General features: G+C 40.9%; 15 protein-coding genes. 5 read left to right on the top strand and 10 right to left on the bottom strand.

Annotation, left to right across the window (positions count from 1 at the left end; translation table 11 throughout):
• The first annotated feature begins 63 nt into the window (after window positions 1-63).
• Genes fsa through trpC form a run of 3 tightly spaced genes read left to right on the top strand, consistent with a single transcriptional unit; the run spans window position 64 to window position 1,774 of the window.
• Complete coding sequence (fsa, locus tag HZA77_02795) at window positions 64-711, top strand: fructose-6-phosphate aldolase (protein MBI5374333.1); 648 nt, start codon at window positions 64-66, stop codon at window positions 709-711.
• 16 nt (window positions 712-727) lie between these two features.
• Entirely contained in the window at window positions 728-946 is a 219-nt protein-coding gene (locus HZA77_02790) for a zinc ribbon domain-containing protein (protein ID MBI5374332.1), read from the top strand.
• Window positions 947-964: 18 nt separating this feature from the next.
• Window positions 965-1,774, top strand: a complete 810-nt coding sequence (gene trpC, locus HZA77_02785) for an indole-3-glycerol phosphate synthase TrpC (GenBank protein MBI5374331.1) — start codon at window positions 965-967, stop codon at window positions 1,772-1,774.
• A gap of 67 nt (window positions 1,775-1,841) precedes the next feature.
• Here trpC and HZA77_02780 read toward each other — a convergent pair whose 3' ends face one another.
• From HZA77_02780 to HZA77_02755, 6 genes are all read right to left on the bottom strand, one after another.
• Window positions 1,842-2,180 carry a P-II family nitrogen regulator gene (locus HZA77_02780; protein ID MBI5374330.1) on the bottom strand — a complete coding sequence of 113 codons (339 nt, stop codon included), beginning with the start codon at window positions 2,178-2,180 and terminating at the stop codon, window positions 1,842-1,844.
• Window positions 2,181-2,245: 65 nt separating this feature from the next.
• The gene (locus HZA77_02775) at window positions 2,246-3,484 is read right to left on the bottom strand and encodes a tyrosine--tRNA ligase (protein ID MBI5374329.1); all 1,239 of its coding nucleotides are present in this window, start codon (window positions 3,482-3,484) and stop codon (window positions 2,246-2,248) included.
• On the bottom strand, window positions 3,484-4,566 hold the full coding sequence (locus HZA77_02770) for a 3-dehydroquinate synthase (protein MBI5374328.1): 1,083 nt from the start codon (window positions 4,564-4,566) through the stop codon (window positions 3,484-3,486). The genes HZA77_02775 and HZA77_02770 overlap by 1 nt, the downstream gene beginning before the upstream one ends.
• A 122-nt stretch (window positions 4,567-4,688) precedes the next feature.
• The gene (locus HZA77_02765; GenBank protein MBI5374327.1) at window positions 4,689-5,183 is read right to left on the bottom strand and encodes a DUF86 domain-containing protein; all 495 of its coding nucleotides are present in this window, start codon (window positions 5,181-5,183) and stop codon (window positions 4,689-4,691) included.
• Complete coding sequence (locus tag HZA77_02760; GenBank protein ID MBI5374326.1) at window positions 5,180-5,620, bottom strand: nucleotidyltransferase domain-containing protein; 441 nt, start codon at window positions 5,618-5,620, stop codon at window positions 5,180-5,182. The genes HZA77_02765 and HZA77_02760 overlap by 4 nt, the downstream gene beginning before the upstream one ends.
• 155 nt (window positions 5,621-5,775) lie before the next feature.
• Window positions 5,776-6,633, bottom strand: coding sequence for an aldo/keto reductase (locus tag HZA77_02755; protein MBI5374325.1), 858 nt, complete (start codon window positions 6,631-6,633; stop codon window positions 5,776-5,778).
• Window positions 6,634-6,787: 154 nt separating this feature from the next.
• Here HZA77_02755 and aroQ point away from each other — a divergent pair, with 154 nt between their 5' ends.
• Window positions 6,788-7,243, top strand: coding sequence for a type II 3-dehydroquinate dehydratase (gene aroQ, locus HZA77_02750; protein ID MBI5374324.1), 456 nt, complete (start codon window positions 6,788-6,790; stop codon window positions 7,241-7,243).
• An 11-nt stretch (window positions 7,244-7,254) separates the two neighbouring features.
• On the top strand, window positions 7,255-8,331 hold the full coding sequence (locus HZA77_02745) for an aminopeptidase P family protein (protein ID MBI5374323.1): 1,077 nt from the start codon (window positions 7,255-7,257) through the stop codon (window positions 8,329-8,331).
• Window position 8,332: 1 nt separating this feature from the next.
• Here HZA77_02745 and HZA77_02740 read toward each other — a convergent pair whose 3' ends face one another.
• The 4 genes from HZA77_02740 to HZA77_02725 form a co-directional block, all read right to left on the bottom strand.
• Window positions 8,333-9,217 (bottom strand): acyltransferase, encoded by an 885-nt coding sequence (locus HZA77_02740; protein MBI5374322.1) that lies wholly within the window; start codon window positions 9,215-9,217, stop codon window positions 8,333-8,335.
• 38 nt (window positions 9,218-9,255) lie between these two features.
• Window positions 9,256-10,203, bottom strand: a complete 948-nt coding sequence (gene cysK / locus HZA77_02735; GenBank protein MBI5374321.1) for a cysteine synthase A — start codon at window positions 10,201-10,203, stop codon at window positions 9,256-9,258.
• 186 nt (window positions 10,204-10,389) lie between these two features.
• A complete protein-coding gene (gene uppP, locus HZA77_02730; protein ID MBI5374320.1) occupies window positions 10,390-11,193 on the bottom strand; it encodes an undecaprenyl-diphosphatase UppP in 804 nt (267 codons plus the stop codon).
• Complete coding sequence (locus HZA77_02725) at window positions 11,194-12,372, bottom strand: M20 family metallopeptidase (protein ID MBI5374319.1); 1,179 nt, start codon at window positions 12,370-12,372, stop codon at window positions 11,194-11,196.
• Between the last annotated feature and the right edge of the window lie 163 nt (window positions 12,373-12,535).

Raw genomic sequence — 12,535 nt, 5'->3', positions numbered from 1 at the left:
TGTTTGGCTTAACTAATTTTTGTAGAGACAATAACAGAAAACTAAAATAGTGGAGACTATTTAATGAAAATATTCATAGATACTGCAAATATTAAAGCAATAAGAGAAGCAAATGCCATCGGTATTCTTGATGGGGTAACGACAAATCCGTCCCTTGTAGCGAAGGAAGGAAGAGACTATGTCGAAGTGTTAAAAGAAATCTCAGCGGAAGTTGACGGACCAATAAGCGCAGAAGCTGTATGCGAAGATGCTGAGGGAATGATAAAAGAAGGCAGGGAATTCGCAAAAATCCATAAAAACATCGTAGTAAAGATTCCTATGACACGGGAAGGGATGAAGGCGGTTAAAAAACTTACTGCAGAGGGAATAAAGACAAATGTGACCCTTATATTTTCAGCTTCCCAGGCTTTGCTTGCTGCTAAGGCAGGAGCAACCTATGTTTCTCCTTTTATTGGGAGGCTTGACGACATAAGCCATGTAGGAGCTGACATCATTGAACAGATCAGGACAATCTACGATAACTACGGCTTCAGGACCCAGATAATAGCAGCAAGTATCAGGCATCCCCTCCATGTTATAGATGTGGCGCTTGCAGGATGTGATGTTGCTACAATCCCGCCTGCGGTAATAGATCAGCTTTTCAAACATCCACTGACAGATCTTGGTATTGAAAAATTCCTGTCGGACTGGAAAAAAATTCCAAAGAAGTAATGGGAGGTGGATTAAAGTGCCTGTATATGAATTTGAATGCCTTGACTGCAAGCGAGACTTCGAACAGCTTGTAATGGGAAGCGGAAGCAAAATAGAGTGCCCCCATTGTAAAGGGAGTAATATAAATAAAAAGATGTCGGTATGCGGAATGTCATGTGGCGGAAAATTTACAGGCTCTTCAGGAGGCCCTTCCTGCACAGGATGTCCGTCATCTAACTGCTCTACTTGTCATTAACCACCACGGAGTTTCTGCTTGGATTTTCTTGAGGAAATAAAGGGAATAAAAAAAGCTGAACTGGAGGAGAAAAAACGTTCTGTCCCTCTTAATGGCATTGAAAGGCTCATCGATAAGTGTAATCCTCTTTTTGGCTTTTCCGCATCGCTTTCTTCCACTAAAACACCTGTAAGGATAATAGCTGAGATAAAAAAGGCATCGCCCAGCGCCGGGGAAATATCACGGGAATTCCGCCCTCTTGAGATAGCCCGCTCTTACGAAAAAGGAGGAGCCGCCGCCATTTCTGTTCTTACCGAGGAAAAATATTTTCAGGGCAGCCTAAATACCATGCATCTTGTAGCAAAGGGAATCACCCTTCCAATACTTAGAAAGGATTTTATAATAGACGAATACCAGGTTTACGAATCAAGGTCATACAGGGCTGACGCTATCCTTCTTATTGCAGCGCTTCTATCATTGCAGGAACTTGAGCGATTCAGGAATATAGGTGAAAGAATGGGAATGGACTCAATTGTAGAAGTTCACAATAAAGACGAGCTTAACAAGGCTCTCCACTCAGGGGCAAAAATAATTGGAATAAATAACCGTAATCTTAAAACCCTTGAAGTTGATTTAAAAACAACTGAAGAACTTGTCCCCTACATACCCAGAGACAAAATAATAATAAGCGAAAGCGGAATAAGGGGAATAAACGACATAAAAAGGCTTAAAAATTCCGGAGTAAGATGTTTTCTGATCGGGGAACTGCTGATGCGTGCAGATAATAGAACATCACTTCTTAACGAACTTACTCAGATGAAAACTAAAAGGGGACGCAACCCTTTTTAGGCCATGAAATTATATCAGTGAGTTTTATGTTTTTTTGATCTTACAGAAAAAAAGGGTTGCGTCCCCTTTAAAGGGCGTCGTCCCCTCTTTCTTCTGTCCTGATTCTTATAGCTTCAACAACAGGCATTATAAATATTTTCCCATCACCGATTCTTCCGGTTTTTGCTGCGGCAACTATCACTTCGACGGCTTTATCAACTACATCGTCGCTTACCACCATCTCCATTTTCACCTTGGGAAGAAAATCAACTACGTATTCGGCACCCCTGTAAAGCTCAGTGTGCCCCTTTTGCCTTCCAAATCCCTTTACTTCTGTAACAGTAATTCCCTTGACGCCTATCTTTCCGAGGCTTTCTTTAACTTCATCAAGTTTGAAAGGTTTTATAATTGCTTCAATTTTTTTCATAGAAAATAAGGTTAAGCTTTTTTTTCACCAATATCTGATAACTGCCTATTTATGCAAGAGATATTTTATCCCTCAAATACTGCCATGTAAAATCTTTTTTTACCAACCTGAATCAGTATCTCATTTTTACAGGGGAGTATGAGGTTTTCATCCTCTATCTTTTCTCCGCCAATCCTGACAGCTCCTTCCTGTATTTTTCTTCTTGCCTCTGATGTGGATGAGACCGCATTTAATTCTTTTAATAACTTGCAAACCCCTATCCCCTCGCTTCCGGCCGAAGATATGATTACCCTCGGAACCTCCTCAGGGGTTTTCTTTTCACGGAACTGGGTGATAAACTCGCGTTCTGCAAAAGTAGCAGCATCTTCGCCGTGGAATCGTTTCACTATTTCGCGGGAAATATCCTGTTTTGCCTGCATGGGATGTATATTCCCTGAAGAGATACTATTTTTTAGTTTTTCAATGTCTTTAATGCTCATGTCTGAAAGCAGTTCATAGTACCTGAACATCAGCTCATCTGATATGGACATGATTTTGCCGAACATCTGCTTTGGGCTCTCGGTGATCCCCACATAATTGCCGAGGCTTTTGCTCATCTTGTTTACACCGTCAAGCCCTTCAAGTATAGGCATGGTAATTATCGATTGCGGACGCAGCGCATACGAGCGCTGAAGATTCCTGCCCACGAGGAGATTGAATTTCTGGTCTGTCCCGCCAAGCTCAACGTCAGACTTTATTGCCACCGAGTCGTAACCCTGAATTATCGGGTACATCAGCTCATGTATCCCTATGGGGCGCTGCTCGGCAAAGCGTTTGGAAAAATCATCGCGTTCAAGCATGCGTGCCACGGTGTGCTTTGCCGCAATCTCTATAAGGTCTCTTGATGTAAGCTTATCCATCCATGAGCTGTTATAAACGAGATTTGTACTTTCGAGCCGTAAAATCTTTAAAGCCTGCTCTTTATAAGTCTTTGCATTCTCCATTATCTGCTCGGCCGTAATGGGCTTTCTCATCTCATTTCTGCCAGACGGATCACCTATCGTAGCAGTAAAATCTCCGATTATGAATGTGACTACATGGCCAAGGTCCTGGAATGTTTTAAGCTTATGGAGAAGAACTGTGTGCCCAAGATGGAGATCCGCTGATGTGGGATCAAAGCCGGCCTTAACATTGAGAGGTACACCGGTACGGATGGACTCTTTTATCTTTTCAATTAATTCAGGCTCTTCAATTATCTCAACAGAACCTTTTTTAATGGCTTCAATCTGGAGATTTATGTCGCTTGCAATCGGTAATGGTTTCATCATTTTGTGAAATTTTTAAGTACGTAAAGGACTTCCTTTGCCGGTATATCTCCGGCGATAATCGCAGAGCCTATTTTCTTTGTCAATATAAACCGGATATTTCCTGATTTCTTCTTTTTGTCCGTGGACATTGTCCCCATTACATCACCGGCTTTGAATGAAAAAACTTTTCTGTTTAATCCCACGCGCCTTATGAGGTTCTCCTGCCTGAATGCAGTTTCATGGCTGCAAACATCGGTTTGTAAAGCTAACCTTGCAGCAAGTATCATTCCGGCCATCACAGCCTCACCATGTTTGAGACGGCTGTAGCCGCCCAGAGTTTCCAGGGCATGTCCGAATGTATGCCCGTAGTTCAATATGGCACGAATCCCTCCCTCTCTCTCGTCAGTTGAAACAACCTTCGCCTTGTGGCTGCACGTACGCCTTACCACGTCCTGAAGCATCTCTGAATCTCTTGAAATAACCAGCGCAAGATTTTTTTCAATTAATGAAAAAAGTCCTTCATCCCTGATAGCGGCAGTCTTTATAACTTCTGCAAGCCCGTTCTTAAAATCCTTTATATTGAGCGTATCAAGAACAGAGCAGTCTATAATTACAGCCTTTGGCTGGTAAAAAGAACCTATAAGGTTTTTCCCTGCCGGATGATCAACAGCAACCTTTCCCCCGATACTTGCATCAACCTGCGCAAGAAGTGTTGTTGGTATCTGTATGAAAGGTATGCCGCGCATGAATGTAGATGCCACAAAACCTGCAAGATCTCCGATAACCCCTCCGCCAAGTGCAATTACCATGGAATCTCTTTCGATTCCGTTTTTTATCATTTCATCATAGAGACGCTTTGCCGTGGAAAGTGTTTTGTAGCGCTCGCCATCAGGAACAACAGTCCTGCAAAACTTTAATCCTGCTTTCTGCAGTGATGCTTGAAGCTTATTTCCGACAAGACTCTGCACCAGAGGATTAGTTATTACCATAACCTTGTGCGGTGAAAAGGAGGCAACTATCTCTCCTGCATGGCTCAATATACCGGTGCCGACATGAATCGGGTAGGTTCGGTCTTTTAAATTTACAACAATCTTATGCATATCATTATTCTTTTTTAAATTTTTAACTGTGAGGGTGTTTTATTATCAGGAAGAAAAAGGGAAAACAACAGTAAAACGCTTTAAACAGTGCCTGTTAATGCCTTAGACTCTCAATCCCACGATTATTTATCCTGCTTATTATCCTTATTATCAAGCTTATTATCGATTTTATTATCTATCTTATTATCAAGGAGGCTGTGTTTTACAACCCTGACAAGATGTTTGTAGTCAGGTTCGCTTCCATCAATGAATTCCTTTATGACATCCCATTTTATATCAAGATATTCATGTGCCAGGATGTTTCTAAGCTTGGACCACTTGGAAATCCTCTCGCCGAATTTGCTGTCAAAATATTTTGTCTTTCCAAGGCCATGAAGAATTTCCCTGTAGGTCTGGGGGATTCTCTTCTTTTCAAATACAAGGATAAGCTTTGCTATGTCAATTGAGGAGTTGACTATATTCTCTATCCATCTTTCAACATTTCTTCTTTCCTCTTTTTTGCTCTCATAAGTTTCCCAATCAAGCCCGGCAAAAGATGGATAGTCTTCCATCTCTCCCTCGATGAAATCTACATATCTTATAAAAAGCTCCTTGTCTTCCTCTCGAAGTTTTTTCATGAATGCATACTCTCCTTCAAACGCCAGTAGTCCTTGATCAATTCGCGCAAATCCGAAGCCTGCCTGCTGACACGGAGCATGAAATGAAGATAAGTCTTTCTGTCTTTTATAAGGATTGGAATCCCCTTCAAGGCAAGGTCGGCAACTGTAACCGAAGCGCGGTTTAATACTACAAGGTCAACATCTTTTTTGAGTATTTTTTCAAGCTCTGACCATATTTCATCTTCAGCCTTGAACTTGGAAGCAAGTTCCTCAATCTCAATACGTTTTTCACGGGGAGTAAAATATACGGCAATGTCGACATCTGATTCCCTGCATGATGTCCCTCTTGCCCTTGAACCAAAAAGAAATGCCATTGACACTTCGTCACGGTCCTGGAAGAAAGCCTTTAGCGGTTTAATTATTTTATCTTTCTGAGTTTTTTTAAGGCTTGCCATGATTTTATAGCTCTATCTCTATCTGGCAGTAGTCTTTCCCGGCAATCTTAGAGCTATAGGGAATCTTAGGGATCTCTACTACCTCTTCTCCCATTTTTATTTTTGTCGGTTCCATATGTTCTCTTTATAATCTTCCTGAAACTATAGGTTATTAATTATACCATACCACGGTAGAAGGCGAGTCGTTTTGTTTCAGGCTTAAATATGTCATTAAGATGAACTATTTCTTCCTCTGACAGCGGATTGGAAGCGCTCCCTTCTTTCGCAAGAGTTTTAACCTCGTTGATATTGGAACATCCCACAATCACCACTGTAATTTCATGCGAAAGAGCATACCTGATAAGAAGTTCGGCAGTTACATTAAGCTTGGCAGAGAGGTAATGCGATGCCCCAAGTACTTTCATCCCTATTACAGCAATTCCTTTAGTTTTGGCTGCATCCAATGTTGAAGTCAAAAAACCGCCCAATATACCTTCAACCGGATTAACAGGCATCATGACTGCATCTACAGGCCAGTCAGTCACTGCTTTAGTAAGTATTGCCGGGTCATGATGTCCTGTAACACCTATGAAGCGCACCTTGCCTGCGTTCCTTGCCTGTAAGAAAGCTTCAAGTGCGCCCCCTTTCCCTGAGATTTCCTCCAAATCCTCTTTGGTTCTTACATCATGGATCTGCCAGAGATCAAGGTAGGAAGTCTGAAGTCGTTTAAGGCTGTTTTCAAGATCTTTTAGCGCACCCTTTTTATCCCTTGAAGCAGATTTGCTTGCCTGAAAAATATTAACCCGTGTTTCCGGCGATGCGCCCCATACGGAGCCAAGATAAATCTCACTGTCTTCATAAGCCTGGGCTGAATCAAAATATGTAATCCCCTGAGCTATCGCTTCTTTTACAACATCACGAGCCTCGGATTTTCTGCCTTGTGTGCGAAGGACTCCTTCTCCTCCTAAGCCTACCCGGGTGACTTCTCTTCCCGTATTTCCAAATATCTTTTTTATTGGGATTAATTCATCCATATTTTGTTTTCCTTAGAGAAATATTACTGCTCTTATAAATATTTTAATACTAATTTTCAGGTGTTTTCAATGTTGAGTCAGTTTATTTGACAGAGCCTTAATGCAATGATAGTATTAACAAACTAACAAATATTGCTTTTAAGGAGTAAGAGTTATGCCTACTGTGCTCATAATCAATGGCCCCAATCTCAACATGCTTGGTATACGCGAGCCTGAAGTTTATGGAAAGGCAACCCTTGCTTCAATAAACCAGAGCCTGGAAAATATTGCAAAAAAAGCTGGAATCGATATCAAATTTTTCCAGTCGAATTATGAAGGCGAAATAATTGATATAATCCACAGATCATACAAAAAGGTTGAGCTTATCATTATAAATCCGGGCGGGCTTACGCATACATCAATAAGTATAAGGGATGCTTTCCTTTCAACAAGCATTCCGGTAATAGAAGTACATCTTTCAAACATCTATGCCCGTGAAGAATTCCGCCGCAAATCTATGCTTTCCGACATAGCGATAGGGACTATATCAGGCTTCGGAAGCAAAAGCTATATCTTTGCTCTCATGGCAGCCATTGATTACCTAAAAGGCAACAGCAAGCAGAAGAGATAAAGCAGCCTGCCGTGAAGGACAATACAGCTAAACGAATAAGAAAAGTAAAAGATTTCTTAAGAAAAAATAATATTCAGGCAATCCTGGTAACAAACCTCATTAACATCCGTTATATATCCGGTTTTACAGGTACTACCGCTTCAATGATAGTTACGCAGAATAAATCGTTTTTCATTACAGATTTCAGGTATATCGAACAGTCTGAAAAAGAGGTGGCTTGTTCAAAAATACTCGAATTCAGGTCTTCTGTTGAAGGTGCTGCGGATGTCTGCAAAAAGGAAAAAATAAAAAAATTAGCAGTAGAAGAGGGGAACCTCACACTCAGTCTCTTTAACAATCTTAAAAAAATTCTAAGCAGCGTAAAGCTCGTGCCTGTTTCCGGAATTATTGAAAAATTACGTTCCATAAAGGATGAAGAGGAAATAAACCTGATCAGGGATGCAATAATTATTTCAAACAAAAGTTTAGCCCAGACAATGGCTGTTTTAAAGGCCGGGATAAGTGAGCGGGATGTAGCAGTTGAGCTAGAGTACAGGCTTAAAAAACTTGGTGCGGAGAAAATGGCTTTCGACTTTATAGTGGCATCAGGATATAGGTCGGCTCTTCCTCATGGTGTAGCGGGAAACAAAAAAATAAAGCAGGGTGATATCATAACCATAGATTTTGGCTGTGTCTATAAAGGCTACCATTCAGATATAACAAGGACATTCTGCCTCGGAAAAGCATCAGCCGAAAAACTTAAGATTTACAACCTTGTATTCAAAGCTCAGTCTGCTGCATTAAGGGGGGCAAAAAGCGGTATGACATGCGGAGAGCTTGATGCTTATGCAAGGGATGTTTTCGCAAAAGAAAATATGGGAAAATACTTCGGGCATGGTCTAGGTCATGGAGTAGGTCTTGATATCCACGAAGAACCGGCAGTAACAAAAGGGATAACACAGAAGATAGAAGAGGGGATGGTATTAACCATAGAACCAGGTTTATATATCCCCGGGAAATTCGGTGTGCGCATAGAGGACATGGTGCTCATAAAAAAAGAAGGAGCAGAAGTCCTCACAAAACAAATCAAAAAAATCTTTGAGTTGTAAATTAATGCTTTGAGTGCGGTTTTCCCTTTGTCTTGCACGTCTTGTCAGTGCATATATCCAGACAGACTCCTTCTTTCACACGAACGCTCTTTGCAGGGATTCCGACATTGATATGGTAGTTACGCACATCCCTTGTCACAAGACCCATTGCGCCTACCATTGAATCCTGCCCGACACGTACACCTGATAAAACTGTGGAGTGGTATGTAAGTCTTGATCCCTTGTGGATAATGGTTTTCCCTAAAGTCACATCGCCTGCATCAAATATGGAATGCGAGTGGGAGTAGATGTTGACATAATCCGATATTGATGCGCCGTCTTCTATTATGATTTCTCCCCTGTCATCGAGGAGCACTTTCCTGTGTACTACTACGTTGTCGCCGACTGAAATGTTATATCCAAAGGAAAGTTCTATGTCCTGAAAGGCTTTAAAGTTTTTTCCGCACTTTTTGAATATCTTTTTTGCAAGCAGTCTTCTCATTGGAAATCCGAGATGAAGGTTCCTGCCGGCAGGCGAGCGGTCAAACATCATCCATAGCCATATGTATGGTTTTACGGCATGGAATTTCTTTTCATCAATATTGTCATAATATTCAGCTTCGAATGTTATATTTCTTGAATCGAAGTTTGCAACTGAGGTTTTAAGAGCTAAAGAGGCTTTGCTGCTTTCTATTATTTCATCGTAGTTGTATTCTTTCCCAAGATAGAGGTCCAGGAGAGTGTCCCTGCAAATTATGTTTGGGTCTTCTTTTCCCCTGGATATCCTCGACTCAAGATCAGCCAGAAAGTTGTCAAAGATATTTCCTATTTTCTTGTCAATTTCAATGTATCTTAAAGCCTTCTTCTGCTGTACTTCTTTGTCTAGTTTTAATTCTTGTATAGCCATTTTAATCCTCAAAAAATAAAGTTGTTGTTTTATATTTATTACTCTTGCGGCAGAGGTTCTTCCTCTTTGAACAGGAACGTTGAAAGGTATCTTTCTCCGAAATCAGGAAGTATTGCCACTATTCTCTTTTTTCTGTTTTCTTTTCTTCCTGCAATTTCAAGTGCGGCACACGCAATGGCTCCGGACGATATTCCTACGAAAATGCCTTCCTCTTTTGCGAGCCTTCTTGCCATATCAACGGAACTTTTAAGCCTTGCAGTGTAAACTTCATTGTAAATCTTGGTATCGAGGATTGTGGGTACAAACCCTGCGCCTATCCCCTGTAACTTGTGTGCACCTGGTTTTCCTCCGGAAAGTACTGGAGAGCCCTTTGGCTCAACTGCAACAATATAAATATCCGGCTTTTTTTCCCGTAAATATTTCCCTGTACCGGTAAGTGTTCCTCCCGTTCCCACACCTGCGACGAGTATGTCTATCATCCCGTCAGTATCACGCCATATTTCAGGGCCGGTAGTCTTGTAATGGATCTCCGGGTTTGCAGAGTTGTCAAACTGGCGTGGAATAAAAGATTTTTTATATCTTTTCGCAACTTCCTCTGCTTCTGCCACAGCCCTTCTCATCCCTTCTGCGCCGGGCGTAAGTATTATCTCAGCCCCCAATGCCTTAAGCAGCATCCTTCTTTCAATCGACATGGAATCAGGCATCGTAAGTATCAATTTATATCCTTTTGCTGCGCATACGAATGCAAGTCCGATTCCTGTATTCCCGCTAGTACCTTCAACTATAACTGTATCTTTATCAATTAAGTTTGCTTTCTCGGCGGCTTCAATCATGCTGACGCCAATCCGGTCTTTGACGCTGTTAAAGGGATTAAAGCTTTCAAGCTTTACGATAACATCTGCGTCTATTCCCTTTGTGACTCTCTGTAGTTTCACTAATGGAGTATTGCCAATGAGCTGGGCTATGTTTTCTTTAATGTTAAGCATATAAATCTCCTGTTTCTTAAATATTATTATCTTACTAGGGATTAGTTTAGTAGAAAATTATAGTATGTGTCAAGATAATCTTATTGATAAATAATGATTATTATTTGTTATTGAAATTGATGTTGTTTGGATTTTATCTGGTTTAATAAGTGAAGCTGGCTATTATTACTTATAAAGTCAACTTAGTCATCTGGAAAGGAAAATCCATCCCAGTACGATTGCTCCAAACAAAAAACGGTACCAGACAAATGGGAGATAGTTTTTAGTCCGCACATATGCGAGCAGATATTTGATGCTCAAAAATCCGAAAATTGCAGCAGAAGCCATTCCTGTTAAAATGTCTGATGAAAATCCTGTCCTGAAAAGTTCCTTTATTTCAAGCAGACCTGCTCCTCCAATAATGGGGATAGAAAGAAGAAATGAAAACCTTGCTGCGTCATCTCTTTTCATATTAAGAAGAAGTGCCATTGATATAGTAATGCCTGACCTTGAAACTCCGGGGATTACAGCTAATGCCTGAGATAAACCTATTATCATAGCAGTTCCAAAGGAAATCTCGTTAAGCATGGTTGAAACTTTTGTCTTTCTGTCAGCGTAAAAAAGAATGATTCCAAGTAATATCATGGTGGTTGCGACAATTGCCGGGTTTCTAAAGACTGTCTCAACCTGCTTTTCGAGAAGGTATCCTGCAACTGCACCCGGGACTGTGGCAGCTAATATATACCAGCAAAAGCGGCTGTCTTTGTCTGAGAAAGGACTAAAACTGAATATTCCTTCAGCAAAGGAAAAGATTAATTTTGCTATTTCCTGCCTGAAATAATAAATAACTGCAAACAATGTCCCAATATGTAATGCAACATCAAACGCTAATCCCTGGTCTTCCCATCTCAATATCTGAGGGATTACGACAAGATGTCCTGAGCTTGATATAGGCAGGAATTCCCCTAACCCCTGAATCATTCCCAGTATTATGGAGTGTATAAGTCCCATTTAATATTTTCTGAATTCCAATTTTACTTTATTCAAGTTTTGGGGATTTGACAGAAGGTCGTATCCTGTCATTGCAAGAAGAGAGGCTCCTCTTATTAAACCTTTATTTCCTGATTTTGAGATGGCAGCTTTGCAAAACTCCTCCGTATGGATTCCCTTAAGTCCATCTCCTATTTTGATGTCAGCATGTATAGTGGGGACTACATGGCTTAGATTTCCTATGTCTGACGAGCCTGCCCCCCTGATGTCTGTTAGATTTTCAGGTTCTCCTATTATTTCAAGATTTTTCCTGAAGAGGTTTTCCATGGCAGGGTTATGCTTCATTGGAAAATATGTTACTTCTCCTTCTTCCGCTTTAAACCGGCATCCAGTGGCCTTTGCCGCCGCGGATGCGCAATTTTTTACCTTATTGAAGATAACAGAAATATCTTTTTTTTCTTTTGACCGTACATAAAACCAGCATGAGCAGTAATCAGGGATAACATTTGGCCTCACACCTCCGTCTGTAATTACCCCGTGAATCCTTATATCCGGTGTAAGCTGCTGCCTCATTGCATTGATACTGTTAAATGTGAGAATAACTGCATCAAGTGCATTTATTCCTTCATGAGGAGATGCCGCAGCATGCGCGGCTTTGCCATAGAAATGGAATCGCACCTGTTTGTTGGCTAAAAAATCGCTCCGAACGCGGGTCTTAATATCAGGATGAATCATCATGGCTGCATCAATCCCGGCAAAAGCTCCCCGTTTAATCAAATGAACTTTTCCGCCGCCCCCTTCTTCTGCAGGTGTTCCTATTACATGAATCTTTGCGCTGATACCATGTTTTGAGATGATCTTTTTTAATACGATGGCAGCACCGCAGCTTGCAGGACCTATTATGTTATGACCGCAGCCATGACCTATTCCCGGCAGAGAATCATATTCAGCAATAAATGCTATTGAAGGTTTTTTAATTCCCGGTTTTCCGGTTTCGAATGTTGCGGAAAAGGCTGTCGGAAGATTGCAGATCCCTTTTTTTACGGCAAATCCATTTTTTTTAAGAAAACCTGTAAGCCATTCGACTGCTTTATATTCCTCAAATCCAAGCTCAGGAGCATTATGAATCTTGCCGCTCAATGCAATAAGCTGTTTTCCTAATTCATCAGCACACTTAATCAGCTCTTTTTTTATTTCCATAGGAATTTTACCGGTATCAGAATGTTATTTCTTATAGTAGCCGCAGAACTTTCAACTGCTGACACATTCCCTTTTACCAAAGGCTTTCTGTATAGCTTAGTTGAAAAGTAATATCCAGATTTTTTTCTTTATGGAAGCAAGTTTATCTGAAGAGAAATTTCAA

The sequence above is a fragment of the Candidatus Schekmanbacteria bacterium genome (assembly GCA_016219965.1).
Taxonomy (GTDB): domain Bacteria; phylum Schekmanbacteria; class GWA2-38-11; order GWA2-38-11; family J061; genus JACRJM01.
The sequence above is the reverse complement of the archived record's forward strand: the minus strand, read 5'-3'. Positions and strand labels throughout refer to the sequence as shown.

Bases quoted from the DNA above. Each gene is read 5' to 3' on its own strand.
- HZA77_02775 (MBI5374329.1), bottom strand. From the start codon at position 3,484: ATGAAACCATTACCGATTGCAAGCGACATAAATCTCCAGATTGAAGCC.
- HZA77_02755 (MBI5374325.1), bottom strand. From the start codon at position 6,633: ATGGATGAATTAATCCCAATAAAAAAGATATTTGGAAATACGGGAAGA.
- aroQ (MBI5374324.1), top strand. From the start codon at position 6,788: ATGCCTACTGTGCTCATAATCAATGGCCCCAATCTCAACATGCTTGGT.
- cysK (MBI5374321.1), bottom strand. From the start codon at position 10,203: ATGCTTAACATTAAAGAAAACATAGCCCAGCTCATTGGCAATACTCCA.
- uppP (MBI5374320.1), bottom strand. From the start codon at position 11,193: ATGGGACTTATACACTCCATAATACTGGGAATGATTCAGGGGTTAGGG.
- HZA77_02765 (MBI5374327.1), bottom strand. From the start codon at position 5,183: ATGAAAAAACTTCGAGAGGAAGACAAGGAGCTTTTTATAAGATATGTA.
- HZA77_02740 (MBI5374322.1), bottom strand. From the start codon at position 9,217: ATGGCTATACAAGAATTAAAACTAGACAAAGAAGTACAGCAGAAGAAG.
- HZA77_02725 (MBI5374319.1), bottom strand. From the start codon at position 12,372: ATGGAAATAAAAAAAGAGCTGATTAAGTGTGCTGATGAATTAGGAAAA.
- HZA77_02760 (MBI5374326.1), bottom strand. From the start codon at position 5,620: ATGGCAAGCCTTAAAAAAACTCAGAAAGATAAAATAATTAAACCGCTA.
- HZA77_02770 (MBI5374328.1), bottom strand. From the start codon at position 4,566: ATGCATAAGATTGTTGTAAATTTAAAAGACCGAACCTACCCGATTCAT.
- HZA77_02780 (MBI5374330.1), bottom strand. From the start codon at position 2,180: ATGAAAAAAATTGAAGCAATTATAAAACCTTTCAAACTTGATGAAGTT.
- fsa (MBI5374333.1), top strand. From the start codon at position 64: ATGAAAATATTCATAGATACTGCAAATATTAAAGCAATAAGAGAAGCA.